Genomic DNA, 22706 nt, shown 5'->3' on the forward strand with positions numbered 1-22706 from the left:
TTATGATAGTTATCACATTAACTAAGGTTCCCAATTCTTTAAGAGGTGACTTAACAAAGTGGTGTCAAGAAATTCAAACTGGAGTTTATGTTGGATCTTTTAGTGCTCGAATTAGAGAGATGCTTTGGAGTAGAATACTTAAAAATATAGGTACTGGTGAGGCTACTTTAGTTTATAGTACGAATAATGAACTTGGGTATACTTTTAGAACTACACGAAGAGATAAAAGAGTAGTTGATTTTGATGGTGTACCATTGATGATGCAAATGATAGAAACGCCTACCATACGACATGGTTTTAGTAAAGCAGCAAAGTATCATAAATCAAAAAAGTTCTCTAAAAAGACAAACATTTCAAACAATATGATAAAGGGAGCTATTAAGAATGATTTTATCGCAGTTGATTTAGAAACTACTGGTTTAAATACTAGTAGGAGTAAAATAATCTCTATTGGAGCGATTAAGGAAAACTTAAAAGGTGAAGAAGAACAATTTTATCGCTTGATAAAGATAAATGAGGCTATCCCAGAGAAAATTACTGAATTGACGGGATTAACTTCGAAGGTTTTAAATGAACGAGGTGTTACTTTAGAACAAGCTTTAAATGAATTTCGAAAGTTTGTTGGAAGTGAAATGATAGTTGGATACAATTTGTCATTTGACAATAATTTTTTATTGAAAGCATATTTAAGTATTGGACAAAGGGCTCTTGTAAATTCAATGAAAGATCTCATGGGTATAGTTAAAGAAAAAGATATTTTCCTAGATAATTATGACCTTGAAACTGTTTTAAAAGAATATGGGATAAAAAACGATAATAGACATAATGCATTAAGTGATGCTCGAGCCACTTTTAAATTGGCTAAAGAACTGAATAAAAAAGGTTATTTGCAAATTTAAGGATGTTGATATATCAAGGATCTTTTACTGTGTTCTCCACGTATGTGGAGGTGATCCCATTTTCACACTGTCTCTTTTATTTTGATAAAAGTGTTCTCCACGTATGTGGAGGTGATCCTAACTCTAATTGTGTTGTAAGTGTTTTCAATATGTGTTCTCCACGTATGTGGAGGTGATCCTTACAGTCTAAATTTATATATTCAATTTGTTGAGTGTTCTCCACGTATGTGGAGGTGATCCCAGACGATCACCCAAACGAAGCAGTCACCACTAGTGTTCTCCACGTATGTGGAGGTGATCCTACGATTGCGATGGTCAACGATGATTCTGCTAAGTGTTCTCCACGTATGTGGAGGTGATCCCACTGTTATCTAGTTGGTGGGTATCGCCAAACAGTGTTCTCCACGTATGTGGAGGTGATCCCTAGGCTCATAAGTAGTAGCACCAGTGCTTTCAGTGTTCTCCACGTATGTGGAGGTGATCCTAAGTGATTCTCTCCTAGTGATCTTGACACATAGTGTTCTCCACGTATGTGGAGGTGATCCTTAAAACGGGTGCGACAACTCGCTCAAGAAATGGTGTTCTCCACGTATGTGGAGGTGATCCTAGGAAAAATGGTTTCAAGTCTTAACGGGGTTAGTGTTCTCCACGTATGTGGAGGTGATCCCGATCACGGCGTCGAAAATGGTCGAAACAGTCGGTGTTCTCCACGTATGTGGAGGTGATCCTAAGTTAGTTTTATCTCACTATCATAAACGTCTGTGTTCTCCACGTATGTGGAGGTGATCCTTAGCAAATCCAACTAAATTCTTACAGGAAGCTGTGTTCTCCACGTATGTGGAGGTGATCCCAAATATTTCGATAAAACCGAAGCACTCAAAAAGTGTTCTCCACGTATGTGGAGGTGATCCCATACTTGATATGACCAAAGCTGTGGGTCTTATGTGTTCTCCACGTATGTGGAGGTGATCCTGAACCAGCGCGTTTGCTAAATAAAAATCATTAGTGTTCTCCACGTATGTGGAGGTGATCCTGAACCAGCGCGTTTGCTAAATAAAAATCATTAGTGTTCTCCACGTATGTGGAGGTGATCCTACAAGTCCGAATTCTGTAAAGCCTGATCAGCAGTGTTCTCCACGTATGTGGAGGTGATCCTTGTTTCATTGTAGTAAAAGTTGCAGGATTTTGGTGTTCTCCACGTATGTGGAGGTGATCCTACTCAAACATTTACCCTATAAGAACACTGTAAGTGTTCTCCACGTATGTGGAGGTGATCCTTTGAAGGTGCATAGCAATGACAGAAAAGAAAAGTGTTCTCCACGTATGTGGAGGTGATCCTAAATCTAACGATTTAACTAAAAGCGCATTAGAGTGTTCTCCACGTATGTGGAGGTGATCCTAAAACGATACTTCTGAAATTTCGTAGCCCAGCGTGTTCTCCACGTATGTGGAGGTGATCCTTGATTGCTAAATTATCACAGAAAATAGCTGACGTGTTCTCCACGTATGTGGAGGTGATCCTAATAAAGAAGTGCCTGTACCACCTAAAGGTGGGTGTTCTCCACGTATGTGGAGGTGATCCTAAGGCGGATTGCCGTATTTATCGGTAGTAGCAGTGTTCTCCACGTATGTGGAGGTGATCCCTCTCGAGTCGTGTCGGGAGGACGTCGCAACAAGTGTTCTCCACGTATGTGGAGGTGATCCTGATATATAATTATAGTTGTAAGGGATGAAAGAAGTGTTCTCCACGTATGTGGAGGTGATCCTAAATTTAATAGTTCACTTGAAAACCAAGTAGGGTGTTCTCCACGTATGTGGAAGCAAATTTTTAATATGTCAAGTGAGCAACTAATCTACAGGATTTTGTCCTGTAGATTTTTTAATTTCTGTTTGACAATTAAAAGTTTCGAGAGTAAGATAATTAACAAATAATTAAGAGATTTTGAAAAGCAGATGAATCAATAAGATTTTATTACAGAGAATTGCTGTTAGATGAGAAACATATAAATGAACTTGATGAACATGGGCTTGGATATCAGTGTTAGCGATATTTAGCTAACAACGGCGTTGTGAACCGTTATACGTCACAAACTATTATTGTAGTTAATGAGATCTGCTGTGTGAACAGTAGATGAAGTAAAGGTGGTAACACGAAGCACTCGTCCTTTGGGATGAGTGCTTTTTTGCTTTTATTAAAAAATGAGAAGGAAGTGGGTAGAATGAGTTTAATTGAAGATGCTAAATCAGGAATTGTTTTAGATGGTGCAATGTCTGATGAATTGGAAAAACAAGGAGTAGAAACTGACAATAAGCTATGGACGGCAACTGCATTAGTTGATCAACTTAACAAAGTCTATAATGCTCATCAAGACTATTTTAGAGCAGGTGCAGAATTAGTAATTACTGATACTTATCAAGCAAATGTACAGGCTTTTGAAGAATCAGGTTATTCCAAAAAAGAAGCTGAAAAATTTATTAGAGATGCTGTTAAAGTTGCTAAAAAGGCACGAGATGATTATCAAAAAGAAACTGGCAAATACAATTATGTAGCTGGGACAATTGGTTCTTATGGTGCCTATTTGGCAGATGGAAATGAGTATCGAGGTGACTATAATCTTTCTGAAAAGGAATATTTAGACTTTCATTTACCGCGATTGAAGTTAGTTTTAAAAGAAAGACCAGACTTAATCGCATTAGAAACGCAACCAAAAATCACTGAACCGGTAGCTGTTTTAAATTGGTTAGAAACGAATTATCCTGATATGCCTATTTATGTCAGTTTTACTTTAAAAGATAGCAAACATGTTAGCGATGGAACTTCAATTGAGCATGCTACTCAAGAGATAAGCAAATATAAGCAGGTCTTTGCAATTGGTATTAATTGTGTAAGTCCAAAATTAGTTGATCAAGCGCTGAAAGAATTTGCTAAATATACGTCTAAACCTTTAGTTGTCTATCCAAATTTGGGTGCAACATATGATCCTAAAATAAAGAAATGGCGTTCCTTTAAAGAAAAATTTGATTTTGCTGAATTGACCCAGAAATGGTATGAAGACGGTGCTCATCTAATCGGGGGATGCTGTACAACTGGGCCGAAAGAGATCAAGGAAATTAGACAGTCGATTGATAAATTAAGATAGGAGGAAAATAGTATGGCTCATAAAACGCACTTGAAGAGAAAGATGGAAACACGTCATATCCGAATGATTTCTCTCGGAGGAGTTATTGGAACAGGATTATTTCTTAGTTCAGGTTATACAATTCATGAAGCTGGACCATTAGGCACAGTTATTGCCTATTTAGTTGGCGCTTTGATTGTGTTTGCGGTCATGCTTTGTCTAGGAGAGCTTTCAGTGGCTATGCCTTATACAGGTGCTTTTCATGTTTATGCTAAAAAATATATTGGTCCGTCAACTGGTTTTGTGGTTGCAATTCTTTATTGGCTAACTTGGACAATAGCTCTAGGATCTGAATTTACAGCTGCAGGACTAATTATGCAAAAGTGGTTTTCTCATGTGCCGGTGTGGATTTGGAGCTTGGCTTGTATGATTCTAATTTTTCTGAGCAACTTCTTTTCTGTTAAAGTTTTTGCCGAAAGTGAATTTTGGTTTGCCGCAATTAAGGTGTTTGCTATTGTAGCCTTTATCATTCTTGGTGTTTTAGCAATTACGGGGATTTTGCCAGTTAAAGGCTTTAATCATGCACCTGGCTTAGTTAATTTTTATAAAAATGGTTGGTTTCCTAACGGCTTTAGTGGTGTATTCACTACAATGTTAACAGTTAATTTTGCCTTTTCTGGGACAGAATTAATTGGTATTACAGCGGGTGAAGCAGAAGATCCACAAAAAGCAATTCCCAGTGCAATCAAAACAACGCTTTGGCACTTAGTGATTTTTTTCATTGGTAGTATCGTCGTAATGGCTGCTTTAATTCCTTATAAAGTTGCAGGAGTTACTCAAAGTCCATTTGTTTATGTCTTAGATTTAATTCATGTTCCTTTTGCTGCTAATATTATGAACTTTGTTGTCTTAACGGCAATTATTTCGGCAGCTAACTCAGGGCTTTATGCTTCTACTAGAATGCTATGGTCCTTAAGCAACGAAGGAACTATACCTAAGGTTTTTCAGAAAACTGGTAAAAATGGTGTACCAACATTAGCACTGGGTGTTAGCATGCTAGATGGAATTTTTGTATTGATTTCAAGTAAAGTAGCTGCTAGTACCGTATATTTAGTATTGGTTTCTATTTCAGGCTTAGCAGTTGTAATTGTTTGGATGGCGATTGCATGGGCAGAACTCAATTTTAGAAAACAATTTCTCAAAGATGGGCATCATTTGAGTGAATTAAAATATAGAACACCTTGGTATCCTGTAGTTCCATATTTTGCTTTCTTTGCAAGTTTATTTTCTTGCATATTAATTTGGTTTGACCCAACACAACGAGTAGCGTTGTATTATACCATTCCATTTGTGGCAATTTGCTATTTAGTACATTATTTATGGCGTAAGTTTGATAAAAATTTGAGATTAGCAGAAGAAGGAAAGTAAACAAAAAGTTTAGCCTCATTTAGAGCTAAACTTTTTCTGTCTATAAAATATTTATCTAACCGATCTTGGCATCTTCATGTTTCTTAATAGCTGGTAAAATTAAACCTAATGCCGTCAAAACAATAGGTGTCAAAATGTTAAGCAACAAAGTCATTGGATCAGTTGAGTAGATACCTATCAGACAACAGATTGCAGTGACAAAGAAACACCAAATACCTGCGGTGTAAGCTAACCATTGGTGTTTAGTCATTTTATAAAAGCTCTTGAATTGCTTCTGATGCTTTCTCAAAGCTACATAGGCAGCGAATACCCAATACCATTGATATAGGCGCCATGTTTGTTTAGTTTCAAAAGCTTCTTTGGAACATAAAGTTTTGCTTCACGGCTACCAAGCAACATTCTTAGTGGAGCATCGATACTTAAAACTAGAGTTGAGAATTGACCGATGACGTTACACCAAGCATAGATTTTCATAAATAATCCACCAACGTGATAATATTCACCAAGTCGATCAAATGCCATATAAGTACCATTGGATACATATTCATTAAAATGAGTATTAATAACTTTAGGATCGAACATTAATGCTAATGCAAAAGTTCCTAAAATGGCTGACACCATAACCATGGCAGCTAAAGCAAACATCGATTTAAGGAAGTTTCTTGAAGGATCTTTCAATCTGTTAACACATGGTGAAATTTTTTCACATCCGCCAACACTGAACACCAGAATAGACAGTGAAGTTAAGTATTTTAAATTAAAGTTGGGTAGTAAGTTCTTTCAGTTTAAGTTAATGCTGTAAAAACTAGCGTGTGGGTTAATTGCAGGAGCTGCGTACATCATCAAAATAAAAAGGATTGACATAATGAAGGTTGAAGTACCAGCAATTGTTGCTAGAGTCTTTAAAACGGGTACACCACGGCTGGTTACCCAGCAGAAGAATAGGAAGATAATCAAAGTAGCAAATTGCGTAGTGACTGTTGGTAAACTGTCGTACCATTGAGTATTACCAGCGATGCCCCATGACATAGCTCTTAATCCACCTGTACCTTTACTAGAAATATAAACAACGTGGCAAGCCCAATAGGTCCAACCTGCATAGTAGGCCCATTTAACACCCATAGTTTCGTTAACCCAGGATGAAACACCACCTTCTGAGTCTTTGAATGTAGCACCAAGTTCCTCAACCATTAATGCGTAGGGGATAAAGTAGAGTAAAAACGTTAAGACCCAACTAAAAATTACCTTGGTACCATCAAAGTAGACATAACCATTAACAACGTTGCCAAATCCCCATACTGTGGAGAAGGCCATCATTGCTAATGTTATCCAAAGCATTTTCTTAGCTTGTTTCTTTTGCTGCGCTTCAACCATCATGATCATCTCCTTATTCTTGAGATGGCTAAAATAAGCAGACATTAATAATATTATTAATGTATTCGTTTACATTATAACGTGATTTGCTATATGAAATTTATAAAAATAACAGAAAATATTAATGAATATATTATATATTACTAATAAAATATATAAAGAAAGCACCAATAACTATACTTGAGATAGCTATTGGTGCTTAAATTTTTGTGATCATAAATTATTTAACTTTGAGGATATCTTCCTTAGCATGAATCAAACGCGTGATGAAAGCACAGTATGGAGTGGCAACACTATGCTTCAAGCCCTTGCGCCAAACGGCACCGTCAATATAGTCGATCTCAGTTGGACGATTGTTTTGAACCAAATCCTGATGCATTGAAGGATAGTGTGGCGTATCAAACAAACTTTCAACGTGTTCAATAACTTCTTTGCGATCCAAGTTGACGCCCTCGTATTGAGCAACATCCGCAAATTCTTGTACGATATTTCTAGTCAACTCGTCAGCTTCCTTAGTGTGACCAAATTGCTTGCAGTCAGCATCAAGCAAAGCACAAAGAGCATTAACCACGCCGTTAACACAAGCTTTACGCCAGATAGAGTACATGACGTTTTCACTGTAACTAGCATTCAAACCAGCATCAGTCAAAATCTTAACGATCTTTTGCGTCTCGTCTTTACCTTTTGGATCAAGGCATTGGATTTCGACGTTACCATTGTCATTGGCGAAAGTAATGTGGCCAGGCGCCGTCATCATTGATGCCCACATCGTGACACCCATAATGATGTGATCGCGAGTGACAAATCTCTCTAGCACATCTTCGTGACCTAAGCCATTAAGCAAGCAGAGCACATAAGTATCTTTGCTAATGATTGGCTTCAGACTGTTTAACATATTTTCTAGCTGCATTGACTTGGTAAAGACGATTAAAAGATCAACGCTTTCATGTTGCTCATCGATTTCTTCAGGACTGTAAATTGGCATCTTTTCCGCAATTTCTTCGTCCTTAACTCTAGCTACTACGCCATTTTCACGGATGGCGGCAATATTTCTGTCCCAAGTGTCAATTAAGATAACGTCATTGCCAGCCTTCTTTAAATGCCAGCCGAACTTTGAGCCCATAGCTCCAGCACCGGCAATTGCAATTCTCATATTTTAAGCCTCCTGTATAATTAGTAATCGTTTTCAGCATAAGCTAAAATAGATAAATTAGCAATTGAAAAGAATGCTATAAATAAGTTATTATTAAAGTGTGTAAGCGGTATCATATTTTTGGAGGCTTATTATGGCTATTATTAATAATGATTTTCATGATGTTTTAACTGGAAGACATTCTGTACGTAGATTTGATCCTTCAGTAAAAATTAGTCGTGAAGAAATGACCGAAATGCTTAAAGAAACCATCACGGCACCATCTGCATGCAACTTACAGGCTTGGAGATTTGTAGTTGTTGATACAGATAAAGGAAGAGAAAAACTGCATAAATATTTTATGAAGTTTAACTTCCCACAGATCGATAAAAGTTCGGCAATTGTTCTATTCTTTGGCAATACTTTGGCTTTTAAAAAGTATAGTAAATTATGGCATAGTATGTATGAAGCCAAAAAGGTAACTAAGGAAGCTATGGATGCGGCTTTAAATACTTTTATGCCTTTATATGAAAAAGCACCAAAGGAAATGTTAGTTGCTGATTCAATGGTTGATACTTCACTTGCTGCAATGCAGTTTATGTTGATAGCTCGTGAGCATGGCTATGATACTAATGCAATGGCCGGTTATGATTCAACTAAAGCTGCAGCCACAATGGGACTTGACCCTAAGCAGTATGTTCCGGTGATGGCAATTGCGGTTGGTAAGCATGATCCAAAGGCTGAGCCTGAGATTGCTACGACTAGATATCAAATTTCAGATTTAGTTGATTTTGAATAATTGCTTATATAGAAACTTTTTTATGATGAAAAGACTAATAGTAGGAGGTACTTGTTATGAGAAAAAGATATTTGTTCCTAATGTCATTAGTTGCATTCGTTAGTATTTTCTTTGTAGGGATGCAAAGTCAAAATGTTTATGCAGCTAGTCAATATGGCATTGCTCGTAAATATACAACACCTAAGGCAACTCGGGGAACTTGGTACTATCGTGAAACTGACAAGTTCAGCAGTGATAAAAAGACCATTTATACATTGAAGATTACTGCTCACACTGCTAACAAAGATAAGTTGTATGTACCTTCACAAAAATTCTTTAAGAAGAATGTATATAATGTTTCTTCAAAGAAGCGTAATGCTTTTATCAAGAAGGTTATGAAGAAGAATATTTATGCAGCTTATAACTTTAAGAAGGGCTTTAACGTTAACAATTGGGTTAACTTGGCTGGTGATGGTGTTTACTACATCCCTGTAATCAGAACTGTTAAAGGTAAAAAGGTGAAGGCTTTGAAGATTGCTACTGGTGCAGATCAACATGCCAGCGCTTATGCATTCAAGACCAAGGCTTTAGCTAAGGCTGCTAAGTAATAGAAATCTTATTTTAATGAATATTTTAAAAAGACATAGTCAGAGTAAATCTGACTATGCCTTTTTGAATGCTTGATAAGTGGTAAAATGTCGTTGAATTGGAAAGTTGAGGATGAAATGAAAAAGATTGGGAAAATATCAGTAATTTTGTTAGCAGGTTTAGCTTTAGCTGGCTGCAGTCAAAAGCCTAAGCAAAAGACTTCATCTAAAGGTAGTGCAACTATCAAAGTAACTAAGAACAAGAAACGACCTACAAAGATGGGGCACTTATCAGATCAAGATCTAAGTCCGCAGAAAACGGTAGCAGTTGTGGTTGCATATGCTGGTGATCGTTATTCTGGTAGTTGGAACAAGGCTTTACTTGATGGTAAGCAAAACGGTATTGAAGTCGATTTAAAGAATCAGTCAAATTATTCATATATGAATGAGGGTAGCGGCGTAGCTTATATGGTATCGGCAGATGCTGGATATACTCTTAAGCAAGTGAATGGAGAGAATATTTATTATCTCTTTTCAAATGGTAAAAAATTAGGATCTGTGACCATGAAGCAAACGGTTGATTATTTGAATAAACGTGACTCAGATAGTTTGGTAAATAGTTTAGCTCAAAATGCCAAGGTGAACGATGAGCGTTCGGATTCAGGCGATGATTCTTCAGATTCTGCTGGTAAAAAATCAAACTTACCAGGAGACGACGGATTGTTTAATGTGCCAACTGAATTTCAAGGTACTTGGTATACTTATAATGATGATAAAATGTCTATTATTAAAATAAGTCAAAACAAAATCAACGTTGATAATTACGTACAAGAATTGCATAAAGTAAAAGCTGGTTTTCTTGATAAATATACTTATGGTGATATGTCTGCATCATATCATAAAGCAACCAAAAATTGGGGAATGGCTGGTATGGGAAGTCAACGTGTTCATGGAATAAATTATATGAATGTCCGTGGTTGGATGCAGGAAGCAGGGGATGGAGACTTCTATGGTCTACATACTGAGAACGGTCAATCTGTTTTAGTACTTGCTCAAGGAGCCGGTCCATGGGTAAGTGGCGTTGCCTGGAAGACGCAACAACTTGCTCAACAATATAAGCATAAGAAATTTAAGGATTTGTATTACCAAGATGACCAATAATATGAAAAGGATACCGTTAATCTTAATGTTGGGGCCACAAGCTTCAGGTAAATCTAGTTTCATTAAGATGAACGATTTACAAAACTATACTATCTCAGCTGATGAGATAAGAATTCGTTTAAATGGAATTAATTCAAATAATGGGCATCCCCAAATAAACTTTGTGAATCAAACTGAGAAAATCGTGTGGCAAATTTTTAATCAAATACTGCAAACACGGTTACAAAATGGCCTACCAACTATTGTCGATAATACAAATTTAGGCGAGCATGGATTTAATCCAATTAATGATATCTTGAAAAGAGTACCGGATAATTATCAAGTGTATGTGATCGATTGTTTTAAACCACTACTGGATGCCAATGATCCACTAAGTGAGGAATCATTAACTCATGCGTTAAAAATTCTCGACCAACGCAATCGTGATCGAGAATATTCAGTGAATATGGATATTATTCAACGTTTTGTTGATTATTATGCTCACTTCGAAATGCCAAATGAAGTAAAAGTGATTAGCTCTGCTGATCTGCAGAAAGTACAGGATTTGATTGATCTAATTCTAAATTTTAATAGGTAAAAAATCTAACTTAAATTAAAGAGTCAGCATACTATGGAATGCTATAGTGTGCTGGCTTTTTGTTATAATAAATATAAGAAATACGTTAACAAGGAAGATAAAATGAAAACATTAACTTTACAGTATACAATTAGTCAAAAAGGTTGGACGGATTTAAGACAGAACGGCAAGATCAGTATTGATGAGCAATCATATTTACTTAATGCGATTCGTACACAAGATCAATATTTCAAGAATATCTATCTTGAACAATATCTGTTGCAAAAGATTATTAAAGATACGTTGCCAGAAGCAAAGAAGCCAATTTTGGCTAAAAAGATACCGATCTCTTGTACACCATTTCCAGAGCATGTAACCGAAATGCCGGATGCCGGTGAAATTTTGTTGGAACTTGAAGTTCCAGAGAATGAGGTTGTAACAGTTGATTATCGTACTTGGCTTTATTTAGCTAGCGAAGTAAACAAGACAGTTGAAAAGTACAATAGCATGAAAGATATGAATACAATCTTGAAGTTGCCTGAAAAGAAATTAAAGATTGATAAGATGATGCGAGTTCAATTGCTTGATGTGTTAAATCCAGCTAAGACAATGAACTTTATCCCTGAACTCAAGTTAGATCAAGTCAAGAAGGCTTATCAGTCGGCTGATGGTCAACTTGAAGAACTTGAGGATTATTAAGCAGAAGAAGGTTAAAACTATGAAGAGGAGAGGCTATTTAATTGGTGCAGTAGCTGCTGGTGCATTGCTATTTAGTTTGAATACTAACGTTCAAGCTGCAACAGTACCAATTTCTGATAATGCAACCAGCTATGTGAGAAAAGGCAATCAATACCGTTTCTATTTCAAAGCACCAACCAGATTAACTGTTGCCACTAAGGCAAAATATAAGATCCTTAATACTTCAAATTGGGAATGCATCCCTTATAAGGGTAAAAACAAGGATACCAAAGTCTTCTATTTGCGTTCTGGTCATTACAATTTGACTACTAAATCTGGTAAAAATGTAAAGATTGAGACTAGCGCTACACGGATTACCAAGATCAGAAATAAGCTGGAGACTTTCTCTCATAAAACTTATCCGTTAGAAACGCGTTTTACCTCAGCTATCCCAATAAAAATAGGACAGACGGTTACTGGTATGACTGATATGTATCATACTGAAAAGCTGAATACGATGAATAGATATAAATTTACGCTGGATAAAGATCAAAAGGTAACGATGAATATGTCTGTTCAACCTGTGTATGAGAACAGTCGGTCTAATATTTTTAACAATAATGACATTCAAATTGTGCAGGACACAGATTATGGTTATGCGTTAAATCCATGGAAAACCAAAGGAACCTTAAAAAATGGAAAATATTCCTGGAATTTAGAGAAAGGGACTTATTATCTAGAAAAAGGTTCTGCTCGTGGTCGTTTCAGCTTTAAGTTGACTAGCGAAGATACGAATGCTCTTCCAAGTACGCCTAAGTTGACTAAGGTTAGCTCAACTGAAGATGGAATCAAGGTTGATTATACTAAAGCTGATAACGCGACTGGTTATGGAATTTATGGTTCTTCTCTAAGACGGTATAGATCAAATGATCCTTTGCTTGATGCCGCATCAATGATTGGACATAGTAATTTCACCCCTGACGGCAATTATCCTGATGTTTTAACTCAGACAATTTCAAAGAATAGACTAATTAACGGTGAAACTTACGATATTGCTGTTCGTGCGGTGAATGATGAAGAAGGTAGAAGCTTTAGCCCAGTTTCAGCAAATCAAAAGTTTACTTACTATATTCCTTTAAAGGGCAGTCATGAGAAACCAAAGACACCAACGCTTAAAGTTAGTTATTATGACGACCATGGTTCTGATGAACCATATATCAACATTGAATGGGACGTTAACCCAGAAGCTGACAGCTATGAGATTCAATATAGTTTGAAAGGCAGCAATAAGTGGGCAACCTTCTTTAGTAAAGCTAGGAGTGGCGATATAGTAGACGATCCAACGAATGATTTTGGACAAGACTTTAAGAAGGGCCAAGTTTACGAAGTTCGCGTTCGTGCACTTCACAGTAATTTGATCAGTGACTGGTCCGAGGTTAAAACAGCACGCGTTGATGTTACGCCGAATAGGTAGAAAATAGTTAAAAATGTCTTTTGATTGGGTTATTTTGACTTAGTCAAGAGACTTTTTTATAGCAAAATAGAAAGCGCATACATAAATTATCCTCTATAATATAAGTAAACAGATTGAGTAGGAGGTAATAGCATGTCAGCTGAAACTAAAATCGTAACATTGCAAGACGATTATCATGTATGGACCAGACGTGAAGGTCAAGGTCCAATTAAGATGTTGCTTCTTCATGGTGGCCCTGGTATGACCCATGAATATTTGGAGCCATTTTCTGATTACATTAAGAAACATCCAGAAGTTGAAATTATTTATTATGACCAATTGGGATCCTATTTTTCAGATCAACCAGATGATCCAACACTTTGGAACATTCCTCGTTTTATTGATGAAATTGAGGAAGTTCGGAAGGCTTGGCATTTGGAACAATTTTACTTATACGGTCAATCATTTGGAGGACTTTTTGCACTTGAATATGCTGCATCACAATATGGTAAGCATGTAAAAGCGGTGATTGATTCTAATATGGTTGATAGCTATCAGGATTATGCAAAATATATCAATAAATATCGCGACACGATGGATCCTGATGACGTAGCTTATATGAAGAAGATAGAAGCTGCTGGAAAGTACGATGATCCTCATTACGGTGAATTATTGATGAAATTATATCATCGTTGTATTTGCCGAATTCCGGAGTGGCCAGATGCTGTAAAACGTACATTTGATCATTTAAATGAGCAAGTCTATGTTACTTTGCAAGGTCCGACTGAATTCAATATCACTGGTTCATGTAAAGATTGGACTATTCGTGATCGTTTGAAGAAAATTTTAGTTCCAACTTTAGTTTTAGGTGCTAAATATGACAGTATGAACCCTGAAGAAATAAAAGCTGTAGCCAAGAGATTACCTAAGGGTGAAGCACATATCTGTCCTAATGGTAGTCACTTTTCAATCTTTGACGATCAGGAAGATTACTTTAACGCGATTACTTCCTTTATTGAAAGAGTTGAGGGAAGAAAAATATAATACATTTCCATATCTGGGAGCTAGTGAGCTTAGTTCACTAGCTCTTTTTTTGACTAAAAAGTTATAAAATATAATCAAATACATTATAGAAAAGGTAAGAAAATGGAGATTCCTATTAAAATTAGTCAATTTGCAAAAATGCCTAAGCTTTTGCCTTTAAATAAAATTATTAGAAGCAATGCTTTTACTGCAAAGCAACTAGGCACAGTAGGTATGATATCCAAGGATGATGAGACCATAGCTGCAGGTAATGTAGGGACAATGGTTGATTATTTAACTAGGGCAATTCTATTAACAGATGATCATGCTTTTGATGTTGCTAATATTCAGTTAAAAAAAGATTTTGATCAAGGACTCGTGTCACCAGATGATCTTGTAAAAGTCGTTGATGAAAAGGAACGATTGAAGAAAATAGCAAAAGCCACGTCAGAAATTGATGACTTGCCTGATGAAGTATTTAAAATGGCTAGAGATGTTTGTGCTTGGGAAGAAGCATATCGTAGTGGCATATATGTAAAACCTGAGACTTATCCTGATAAAGTTACTATTTCTCATATTAGAGAGATGCTTAAGCGAGTGGAGCATTTCTTTGAAGAGTATGGTTGACCTACTAGGGATGCATTTATTGCTTCAACTAAAAATAATTGTTTAGCAGGTGAAGGAGATTATCTTCTTAAAGATACTTTGGTGGATTTAAAAGTTTCAAATGCTCAAAGTATGCAAATATACTGGGTTAGACAACTCCTTGTTTACTACACTTTAGGTTTTTATAATCATTTTAACGATGAAAAAAATTAACTGTTTGATGATCTTTAATGCTCGGACTGATACAGTATATTTTGTCAAGATTGCCGATATTGATGAATCAGTATTTGAATTTGTAAATAATGCAGCAGAGAAACAAAGTAAAAAGAATGAGCAGGTGCTTAAGTTGCTGGGTATTAAATTGAAGTGAAAAACAGAAATAAAGATAAAGGAAAAATATAAAAATGAAAAAATATAAACGACGTGATGTTGGAAAAGCAATTGTTATGGCTCTTAGAGATCTGGGAGGTTCAGCTTCTAGAAAACAGATTCGTCGAACCATAGCGGAAAATGAATATGATGGTTTAACTTATGAAGGTGTTTATTATACGAAAAAAGCAAAAACGGGGATGTATTCTCCATTTTTATTCGACTTCAATTTTGGTTTAAAGAATCTTTATTCAGTTGGTTATGTTGAAGAGTTAAAACGTAATCAAGATGTTGTCTTAACAGATTTAGGTAGATCTGCTGATTTAACTAATTATCCTTCAAAAGAACAACAAAGAATTATCGCAGCATATTGGGACAAGAAGAACGCTTTACGTGCTGAGAGAAACAAGGCTAAGAAATTAGCTAATGACCAAAAAGAAGAGGCAGTAGATTCAAATGATGAACAAGATTCTGCTGATAATGATTGGAAGACTCAGTTGTTGGATCAAATCAAAAAGTTCAAACCTGAAAAATTTGAAAGCTTCTCGCGCTTGTTAATTTCAAAAATGGGAGTGGCAATAGATAAGGAAAAAGGAGTTCAAATATCTGGAGATCATGGTATCGATGGCTTCGGTTATTTTCGTTCAGATGAATTTAGAACAAGTCGGGTAGCAATTCAATGTAAAAGGTATACTTCAGGTCCAGTTGGTGAAGCAGAAATCCGTGATTTTAAGGGTACAATGGATAGTTTTAATGCTGAATATGGCATTTTCGTAACTACAAGTTATTACACAGACACCGCTAAAAGAATTGCGATGAAGGGTAATCGTACAGTAACTTTAATCGATGGTCAAGAATTAACCGATTTAATTGAGAAATATCAGCTTCATATTAAGCCGGTTACTACTTATGCACTTGATGATTATTATTTTGAGAAAGATTAGAAATTAAATTTTCGCCGATTGTAAAATCAAATTGAACACTTTAGAAAAATAAAAAGTCCATCTGGACCCGTTTGATAGAATGTAATTACCACAAAACATCTTGAAACGAGGTCACAAATGGACTCTTTACATTCTATCATGCCTAAGCACAAAAAAGGAAAACATTTGTCATTAGAAGAGCGAGTTATTATCCAAACTCGTATCAAAGATGGATTTTCTCTTAGAGCAATTGCTCGTGAGTTGTGCTGTTCGCCTTCTACAATCAGTTACGAAGTTAGACGAGGCACTGTTACTCTTTATCGTGGCAAACAGAAGCGTTACAAGGCTGATCATGGTCAAAGTGTTTATCAGACTAACCGACGCCACTGTGGTCGCAAATCAGACTTCTTGAAGAAATCTGACTTTATCAAGTATGTCAATAAGCATTTCTTTGAAGACAATTGGTCACTTGATGTATGTGCCAATCGCTGCTTGGCTGTGGGTGAATTTAGCAGCGACCAGATAGTCTGCACTAGAACTCTATATAACTATGTAGATCAAGGCTTGTTGGCTATCAGAAACTCTGATTTGCCTGAGAAGTTAAAGCGTAATACTAAAATTCATCGTGTTCATAAGAACAAGAAGAAATTAGGTCGAAGCATTGAAGAACGCCCTAAAGAGATTAATGATTGAAAAGAGTTTGGTCACTGGGAATGCGACCTAGTCTTAGGACATAAGACTAGAGATGATCAAGTACTGCTAACTTTGTCTGAGCGAATGAGCCGTGAGTTTCTAATCTTGCGTATTCCAGACAAGACAGCTGCCAGTGTTATGAGCGCTTTTCAAACTCTACATAAGCAGTATAGTGAGCACTGGAATGAAATCTTCAAGACAATTACAACTGACAATGGTTCAGAGTTTGCGGATCTTTCCAATCTAGAGGAAGTATCTAATACCTTAGTCTATTACGCCCATCCATATACTTCTTGCGATAAAGGTACTGTTGAAAGACATAACGGCCTTATTCGTAGGTTTATTCCTAAAGGTGATTACATCAATAACTATTCTCTTCAAGACATCATTAATATTGAAACCCGGTGCAATTCACTGCTGAGAAAGATCTTAGCATATCATACCCCAGATGAAATCTTTGAAAAGGAATTGGATCGTATCTATCAAACAGCATAAGTGTTCAATTTATTATTGCAATTTACGAAAAAATATTATCTATAACTAAGCACTAATCTTTGAATAACTCTGCAACCGGTGTTACGATGACGATGAAAAGGGAAAGGCTTTACATGTAAAAGGCGAAGCCCAACCAGTAGAAGTCAAAGCGGGTAGCGTTGAGACTAACAGAGTGAGTAGGAAATAAAACTGATGATGCAATTTAAGCTGGTCTAAAGTCAACTGGGTTAAAAGTAGAGACACGGCTCATGGATCATAGATTGGCGATGAATTGCGGCTGGCTTTGTTTAATGCTCAAATTTATAGGTTAATTTGTATGTTAGGTCTAGTAATTTGATGTAAACGAAAATGATCTAATTGGAAAAGAAATAAGAGCAAGTTCTGTAGTGGAGCTTGCTCTTGTTTTTATGCTATTCTTTTGTACCAGTTTGCACGATTGTAACCATGTGGGTTAACTGCAAAGAAGAATGTGCGACGAGTTGAATAATATTTACCATCATTGATGATGACCCAACCACCACCAGTGCTCATTAACCAACGTGAGATCCAAACATGACTGCCTTTCTTTAGTTTGCCATAATACTTGAAGTGATTGTTAGCTTCGCAAGTACCAGTTCTTACTTTGTAAACTTTAACTGGTTTGACTACTTTAACATATCTCTTACACATGTCAGTGTAGTCATTTCCGTTAAGATATGTTGCTTGAACTGTTTTACTATTAGTGCTGATGAGTCCGATAGCACATAATAGCATTGCTACAAAAATTAATAATTTAGTGTGTCTCTTCATGTTATCCTCCGTAGATTCATTCAAATTCTACAAGTTCATTATAACGCTTGGGCGTATAATTGAGTTTATAAGGAAAAAGATATAGAAGATAAATCTATGGAGATTAAGAAATTGAAGAAGAATATATTAGTAAGTCTTGCTGGACTTGCTTTATTGTCAGTGGGATTAGTACAAAATAATAATGTTCAAGCAGCAACTGTAAGAACTGGTAGAAATGCCTACTTATCACATAATGCTTATATTTATAATGCGAAAGGTCAAAAACTTAGTTCTGACTCAGTTAAGAATGGGACCAGTTTTAAGGTTCTTGCAATTAAGAAAATTCATGGTAAAAAGTACATTCAAATCGGTAAAAATGAGTTCATTAAGATGAGCAATTTTACTAAAAGCTCAACTAAAACGAGTGCCGATGCAAGTACTGTTTTAGTCGGTAAAAATTCTTATGTTTATAATGCTAAAGGTCGTCGTGTTGGTAAGAAGATGGTTAAGCATGGTAAGGTTGTACCAATTTTAAGTACTGTAACAATTAAGGGTAAGAAGTATGTTCAAATTGGACGCAATCAATTTATTAGATTTAATAATGTTGATTGGGATACTGGTGCTGATAATGCTACTTCGAGTGTGACTAAGAATACTTCAAACGATAATATTACAGGTGATAAGAAGAGTAATACCCCAGCTACACCAGTTACTAATGGTCAAAGTACTGCTCCAGTGAATAATGGCACGTCATCAGCAACGGGTAATTCATCGACAGATGATACTACTTCTAATCAAAGTGATGATAGCGATGACGAAGAAGATGCTGATTTGCTATGTCTGCATAACTCATATATGTATGACGAGAATGGAAACAGAATCTTGGGAGCTTTTGCAATAAAAGACCGCAAGTATGAAGTTGCAATTAATGATAAAGGAAAAATAGTATCTAATATTCATGGTAAATCATATTATCAAATAGCTACATGGGACGGTGAAGAACCTGAAGATACTAAAGAATATATTCCAGTCTCAGCCTTTGAAAATTCAGGTAAAGATCAGACATTTAGTCCCGCTTCTGTTGAAAAATTATATCAATTTGGTAAGTGGGTGAATGGGAATAACTTACACTTTTTAGGTTTTTCAGGAAATTACGCTTCTTTAATTTACTACTATTCGTCTGAAGATAAATGTAAAGCTTATGACAAGGCTTATAACATAGCTAATAGAGTTGCTTCTAGTAAATGGTCTTCTGAATCTGATATAAAAATAGCAAAGAAAAATTTAGAAAATGCAATTACAGATTTAGATGGTAAACCTGTGACGATAAATGGCTATTCAGGCGAAAAGTTTACTTTGACCCCAGATCAACAAAAGAGTGTTCTTAATGCTGCAAAAAGATATTTACATAAAAACGATATTCAGTTAAGTAAAGATACAATGACCATCTATTATGCACAAGGCGATGCTCCAAGCGCTATTGAAACAGCTCGTTTTATAAAATTTGTAATCCCAAAGTATCATTAATTTCATTAGCTAAAAATTATATAAATCAAGGACACCAAATGATTAAAAAAATACGATTTTTGATCAAAATACCGATAATGATTATGAAACTGAAGAATATTAAGAACCAGACTATAATCCTCGTGAAATAACGTCAGTAGACAAAGGGATAAATAATAAAATTAGGTCAGTGAACCAAAAATTCACTGGCTCTTTTTATGTAGAAATGTATATATACTATATAAATAAAGGAGGACAAGGATATGACGACTATACCTAATTCGATTACGCGATTTGCTAAGCAAGCCAAGTCACTACCATTGGATAGAATCATAAGACCTAGTGAATTTCATGTTGATCATTTAAGTAAAGATGCCTTAATACCTGAGGATGACGAGACAATAACGCCATCCAATTTTGGTACATTGTTAGATTATTTAACTCGTTATATATTGCTTGGAGATATTAATGCCTTTGATCTTCCAAATATTGAATTAAAGCGATACTTGGATGCAGGTCTTATCTCATCAGACTATTTTGATGAAATAATGGATAAAGAAAAAAGCCTGGAGCCTCTAGTTGAAAAGGCAGCTAATATAGATGAAATTCCGGATGAAGTCTTTAATATAGGTCTAGATATTTGTGCATGGGAGATAGCTTTTCGAAGTGGCACCTATAGGAAGCCAGTAAATTATCCTAACCAAATTACCATTGAAAACTTAAAGTTAATGTTGAAACGAATTGAGATGTTCTTTTGGAAATATGGTCGGCCTAGTGTAACTGCGTTTACCGCTTCGACTAAGAATGGTTATCTTTCAGGTGATGGTGATTATTTGCTTTCACACACGATAATCGATCTTAAGGCATCCAATAAAACTACCATGCAACCATATTGGGTACGACAACTCCTTTTGTACTATACATTGGGTTTTTATAATCATTTCAATGACAGAGTAATTAAACGCTTGATGATCTATAATGCAAGAGTTGATACAGTGTTTTATATTAATGTTTCTAAAATTGATAAGTCTGTCTTCGAATTCGTCAATGATGCTGCTGAAAAGCAAAGTTTAGTTAATGAAAAGCTGATTAATCAAGTGAATGGATTGGAATAAACTATGTGATTATTTATGGTGAAATTTGAAAGTTTTGCCATAGATTTTTGTATAATAAGATTATTAATATTAGCGTTCAAAGGAGACACTATAGCATTGTCTAAATCCGCATTGAAAGATCCCATAATTTATCCAGTTAAATATGATATAAATACGGCGACTGAGCTTAATGATCAAATTCGTAATCAATTCTCTGACGATGAAAATAAACAATCATTATTGATCGATTATCCAACTGTATACATCATTGACGATCCTGAAAAAGTGAATCAATATACAGTCTATGTTGGCGAAACAAATGATATTCAACGTCGAACTATTCAGCACTTGGATGCAGATCCAAAAGAACGTGAGGACTTCTTTAAATTAAAGAATGCAAAAGACGTAAAAATGTACGTAATCGGGCACGAGCATTTTAATAAGTCCATGACTTTGGATGTTGAAAATCGTCTGATGCAATATCTGAGCAGTGTGCCTGCAGTCAAAAAACTGAATAATCGTCGTCATAATGAACAAAATAAATATTATGATTCTCAGGAGTTCAATGATCTATTTGATAAGATCTGGAAGAAATTAGGCAAGCAAGACCCAAAGCTTTTTCCTGCCAAAAAGATCTTAGAATCATCCGCATTATTTAAAGCATCCCCATTTAATAAACTTACTGGCGAGCAACTTAGAGCTAAAACTGAAATCATCGATAAAATCAATCAGGCTTTAGTTGAACAAAGGAATAAGAATGTGGAAAACGGTCAACTAATTCTGGTAGAAGGGGATGCCGGTTCAGGTAAGACGGTTTTAATGAGCAATATTTTCTATGATTTGGTTCATGAAGATCAGCTTAATGATAAGGAAGAGCCAGATTCTCACAAGAAACTTTCCGTATCAATGCTTGTGAATCAAGATGAGCAGTTGAAGGTTTATGCCGATATTTCACGCAAGCTTTTTGAAAAAGATGACAAGGTAACCGTAGAAAAGCCAGTATCATTTATTAAGCACGTTCAACCCGATGAAAAAGTGGATATCGCTTTAATTGACGAAGCCCACCTACTTTTAACACAATCTAGTCAGTCATACTCAAACGATAAAAGATATCCTGATGTCAAAGTTGGCACTAACATGCTAAAGGATATTGTAAAAAGAGCCAAAGTTGTAATGGCTGTCTTCGATCCTAAACAGGTGCTTTCTACTTCTGCAGTTTGGACTGGTAATAAGTTTAAGGAGTTAGAAAAGTCTATCGGTGAAAAGAACATCATTCATTTGCATAACCAAATGAGAATTGATGCATCTCCTCAAACTGTTAAGTGGATTCGTGATCTAGTAGATAAAGGCATCGTTGGTAAAATTCCTAAAGATCCTACGTATGAGATTAAGATTTTTAAGAGTCCTGCTGAGATGCAGAAGGCAATTGAAAAGAAAGATAAGGATCACAATAACGGTATCAGTAGAATGGTAGCCACGTTTGACTGGGACTATTCTGGTGGAAAGAGAAAATTACCGAAGGGGCAAGATTATTGGGAAGTTTCCGAAAATGGTTGGAAGATGCCATGGAATAAGGAAATTAATACTCGTGACAAATTTGAACGCAGACACCATTCTAAGAATCATGTAAAGTATAGTGATCTTTCTTGGGCAGAGAAGGATTACACAATTGATGAAATTGGCTCAACTTATACTGTGCAAGGTTTTGACTTGAATTATGTAGGCGTTGAATTAGGACCTTCTGTTAAGTATAGAAATAGGAAAATTGTTCATGATCCTTCGGAAAGTAAGAATAGTAAGGCCACGCAAAAACGTAATTCTACTGAAAGTTATGCTGATGAACTTTTGAAAAATGAGTTCAATGTTTTGATGACGCGTGGTGTTCACGGATTATATATTCATGCAGTTGATCCAGAATTACAAGCAGCACTTGAGAAAGCTGCAGAATAAACAAGCAACATCCCTCCAGTCGGGGGATGCTGTTTTCATATGCATTCAAAATTCACCACTAAACATAAGGATCGCCTTATAATTAAGCTAAAAATAAAACTAATTATAGAATCG

18 protein-coding genes, 2 pseudogenes and 1 CRISPR repeat array are annotated in these 22706 nt (G+C 35.9%); of the genes and pseudogenes, 17 read left to right on the forward strand and 3 right to left on the reverse strand.

The genetic code is table 11. The features are described from left to right. Positions 1 to 2 precede the first annotated feature (2 nt). The 3 genes from cas2e (at position 3) to BN1206_RS04680 (ending at position 5446) form a co-directional block, all read left to right on the forward strand. Positions 3 to 899 (forward strand): type I-E CRISPR-associated endoribonuclease Cas2e, encoded by an 897-nt coding sequence (gene cas2e / locus BN1206_RS04670; protein ID WP_052542967.1) that lies wholly within the window; start codon positions 3 to 5, stop codon positions 897 to 899. A gap of 29 nt (positions 900 to 928) precedes the next feature. Further along, a CRISPR array of direct repeats spans positions 929 to 2726; the repeat unit is 28 nt; unit sequence GTGTTCTCCACGTATGTGGAGGTGATCC. Between the two features lie 392 nt (positions 2727 to 3118). Beyond that, a complete protein-coding gene (gene mmuM / locus BN1206_RS04675) occupies positions 3119 to 4039 on the forward strand; it encodes a homocysteine S-methyltransferase (protein WP_052542985.1) in 921 nt (306 codons plus the stop codon). A gap of 12 nt (positions 4040 to 4051) precedes the next feature. Beyond that, the gene (locus tag BN1206_RS04680) at positions 4052 to 5446 is read left to right on the forward strand and encodes an amino acid permease (RefSeq protein ID WP_052542968.1); all 1395 of its coding nucleotides are present in this window, start codon (positions 4052 to 4054) and stop codon (positions 5444 to 5446) included. Between the two features lie 55 nt (positions 5447 to 5501). Here BN1206_RS04680 and BN1206_RS04685 read toward each other — a convergent pair. Both BN1206_RS04685 and BN1206_RS04690 read right to left on the reverse strand, forming a co-directional pair. Further along, positions 5502 to 6820, reverse strand: a pseudogene (locus BN1206_RS04685) (APC family permease). Positions 6821 to 7040: 220 nt separating this feature from the next. After that, positions 7041 to 7973, reverse strand: a complete 933-nt coding sequence (locus BN1206_RS04690) for a 2-dehydropantoate 2-reductase (protein WP_052542969.1) — start codon at positions 7971 to 7973, stop codon at positions 7041 to 7043. 133 nt (positions 7974 to 8106) lie between these two features. On the opposite strand from BN1206_RS04690, the gene BN1206_RS04695 reads away from it, so the two are divergent. The 11 genes and pseudogenes from BN1206_RS04695 to BN1206_RS04740 all read left to right on the forward strand — a co-directional run bounded on the left by BN1206_RS04695 (position 8107) and on the right by BN1206_RS04740 (position 17274). After that, positions 8107 to 8751 (forward strand): nitroreductase family protein, encoded by a 645-nt coding sequence (locus tag BN1206_RS04695; RefSeq protein ID WP_013437830.1) that lies wholly within the window; start codon positions 8107 to 8109, stop codon positions 8749 to 8751. 56 nt (positions 8752 to 8807) lie between these two features. Beyond that, positions 8808 to 9338, forward strand: a complete 531-nt coding sequence (locus BN1206_RS04700; protein ID WP_052542970.1) for a hypothetical protein — start codon at positions 8808 to 8810, stop codon at positions 9336 to 9338. A 117-nt stretch (positions 9339 to 9455) separates the two neighbouring features. Next, positions 9456 to 10478 (forward strand): hypothetical protein, encoded by a 1023-nt coding sequence (locus BN1206_RS04705; protein WP_231575963.1) that lies wholly within the window; start codon positions 9456 to 9458, stop codon positions 10476 to 10478. 25 nt (positions 10479 to 10503) lie between these two features. Next, the gene (locus BN1206_RS04710) at positions 10504 to 11055 is read left to right on the forward strand and encodes an AAA family ATPase (protein ID WP_231575964.1); all 552 of its coding nucleotides are present in this window, start codon (positions 10504 to 10506) and stop codon (positions 11053 to 11055) included. Positions 11056 to 11157: 102 nt separating this feature from the next. Beyond that, positions 11158 to 11733 (forward strand): hypothetical protein, encoded by a 576-nt coding sequence (locus BN1206_RS04715; protein ID WP_224429387.1) that lies wholly within the window; start codon positions 11158 to 11160, stop codon positions 11731 to 11733. 19 nt (positions 11734 to 11752) lie between these two features. Next, the gene (locus tag BN1206_RS04720; protein ID WP_231575965.1) at positions 11753 to 13186 is read left to right on the forward strand and encodes a fibronectin type III domain-containing protein; all 1434 of its coding nucleotides are present in this window, start codon (positions 11753 to 11755) and stop codon (positions 13184 to 13186) included. A gap of 132 nt (positions 13187 to 13318) precedes the next feature. Then, complete coding sequence (locus BN1206_RS04725; protein ID WP_052542975.1) at positions 13319 to 14209, forward strand: proline iminopeptidase-family hydrolase; 891 nt, start codon at positions 13319 to 13321, stop codon at positions 14207 to 14209. Between the two features lie 102 nt (positions 14210 to 14311). Beyond that, the gene (locus BN1206_RS10035; protein ID WP_231575966.1) at positions 14312 to 14815 is read left to right on the forward strand and encodes a hypothetical protein; all 504 of its coding nucleotides are present in this window, start codon (positions 14312 to 14314) and stop codon (positions 14813 to 14815) included. A gap of 178 nt (positions 14816 to 14993) precedes the next feature. After that, entirely contained in the window at positions 14994 to 15164 is a 171-nt protein-coding gene (locus BN1206_RS10040; RefSeq protein ID WP_231575967.1) for a hypothetical protein, read from the forward strand. Between the two features lie 34 nt (positions 15165 to 15198). Beyond that, positions 15199 to 16107, forward strand: a complete 909-nt coding sequence (locus BN1206_RS04735) for a restriction endonuclease (protein ID WP_052542976.1) — start codon at positions 15199 to 15201, stop codon at positions 16105 to 16107. Between the two features lie 117 nt (positions 16108 to 16224). Beyond that, a pseudogene (locus BN1206_RS04740) lies at positions 16225 to 17274 on the forward strand (IS30 family transposase). A 405-nt stretch (positions 17275 to 17679) separates the two neighbouring features. Here the strand turns inward: BN1206_RS04740 and BN1206_RS04745 are convergent. Next, positions 17680 to 18063 carry a hypothetical protein gene (locus BN1206_RS04745; RefSeq protein WP_052542977.1) on the reverse strand — a complete coding sequence of 128 codons (384 nt, stop codon included), beginning with the start codon at positions 18061 to 18063 and terminating at the stop codon, positions 17680 to 17682. A gap of 96 nt (positions 18064 to 18159) precedes the next feature. Between BN1206_RS04745 and BN1206_RS04750 the strand changes: the two genes are divergently transcribed. From BN1206_RS04750 to BN1206_RS04760, 3 genes are all read left to right on the forward strand, one after another. Further along, positions 18160 to 19569 carry an SLAP domain-containing protein gene (locus BN1206_RS04750; RefSeq protein WP_052542978.1) on the forward strand — a complete coding sequence of 470 codons (1410 nt, stop codon included), beginning with the start codon at positions 18160 to 18162 and terminating at the stop codon, positions 19567 to 19569. A 242-nt stretch (positions 19570 to 19811) separates the two neighbouring features. Beyond that, complete coding sequence (locus BN1206_RS04755) at positions 19812 to 20663, forward strand: hypothetical protein (RefSeq protein WP_052542979.1); 852 nt, start codon at positions 19812 to 19814, stop codon at positions 20661 to 20663. Positions 20664 to 20759: 96 nt separating this feature from the next. Next, positions 20760 to 22592, forward strand: a complete 1833-nt coding sequence (locus tag BN1206_RS04760; RefSeq protein WP_052542980.1) for a DNA/RNA helicase domain-containing protein — start codon at positions 20760 to 20762, stop codon at positions 22590 to 22592. Positions 22593 to 22706: the final 114 nt, after the last annotated feature.

This window comes from Lactobacillus sp. OTU4228 (genome assembly GCF_001006945.1).
Taxonomy (GTDB): domain Bacteria; phylum Bacillota; class Bacilli; order Lactobacillales; family Lactobacillaceae; genus Lactobacillus; species Lactobacillus amylovorus.

What these genes read in the sequence shown, in the direction of transcription:
- cas2e (WP_052542967.1), top strand. Translation starts at nt 3, where the DNA reads ATGATAGTTATCACATTAACTAAGGTTCCCAATTCTTTAAGAGGTGAC.
- mmuM (WP_052542985.1), top strand. Translation starts at nt 3,119, where the DNA reads ATGAGTTTAATTGAAGATGCTAAATCAGGAATTGTTTTAGATGGTGCA.
- BN1206_RS04680 (WP_052542968.1), top strand. Translation starts at nt 4,052, where the DNA reads ATGGCTCATAAAACGCACTTGAAGAGAAAGATGGAAACACGTCATATC.
- BN1206_RS04690 (WP_052542969.1), bottom strand. Translation starts at nt 7,973, where the DNA reads ATGAGAATTGCAATTGCCGGTGCTGGAGCTATGGGCTCAAAGTTCGGC.
- BN1206_RS04695 (WP_013437830.1), top strand. Translation starts at nt 8,107, where the DNA reads ATGGCTATTATTAATAATGATTTTCATGATGTTTTAACTGGAAGACAT.
- BN1206_RS04700 (WP_052542970.1), top strand. Translation starts at nt 8,808, where the DNA reads ATGAGAAAAAGATATTTGTTCCTAATGTCATTAGTTGCATTCGTTAGT.
- BN1206_RS04705 (WP_231575963.1), top strand. Translation starts at nt 9,456, where the DNA reads ATGAAAAAGATTGGGAAAATATCAGTAATTTTGTTAGCAGGTTTAGCT.
- BN1206_RS04710 (WP_231575964.1), top strand. Translation starts at nt 10,504, where the DNA reads ATGTTGGGGCCACAAGCTTCAGGTAAATCTAGTTTCATTAAGATGAAC.
- BN1206_RS04715 (WP_224429387.1), top strand. Translation starts at nt 11,158, where the DNA reads ATGAAAACATTAACTTTACAGTATACAATTAGTCAAAAAGGTTGGACG.
- BN1206_RS04720 (WP_231575965.1), top strand. Translation starts at nt 11,753, where the DNA reads ATGAAGAGGAGAGGCTATTTAATTGGTGCAGTAGCTGCTGGTGCATTG.
- BN1206_RS04725 (WP_052542975.1), top strand. Translation starts at nt 13,319, where the DNA reads ATGTCAGCTGAAACTAAAATCGTAACATTGCAAGACGATTATCATGTA.
- BN1206_RS10035 (WP_231575966.1), top strand. Translation starts at nt 14,312, where the DNA reads ATGGAGATTCCTATTAAAATTAGTCAATTTGCAAAAATGCCTAAGCTT.
- BN1206_RS10040 (WP_231575967.1), top strand. Translation starts at nt 14,994, where the DNA reads ATGAAAAAAATTAACTGTTTGATGATCTTTAATGCTCGGACTGATACA.
- BN1206_RS04735 (WP_052542976.1), top strand. Translation starts at nt 15,199, where the DNA reads ATGAAAAAATATAAACGACGTGATGTTGGAAAAGCAATTGTTATGGCT.
- BN1206_RS04745 (WP_052542977.1), bottom strand. Translation starts at nt 18,063, where the DNA reads ATGAAGAGACACACTAAATTATTAATTTTTGTAGCAATGCTATTATGT.
- BN1206_RS04750 (WP_052542978.1), top strand. Translation starts at nt 18,160, where the DNA reads ATGGAGATTAAGAAATTGAAGAAGAATATATTAGTAAGTCTTGCTGGA.
- BN1206_RS04755 (WP_052542979.1), top strand. Translation starts at nt 19,812, where the DNA reads ATGACGACTATACCTAATTCGATTACGCGATTTGCTAAGCAAGCCAAG.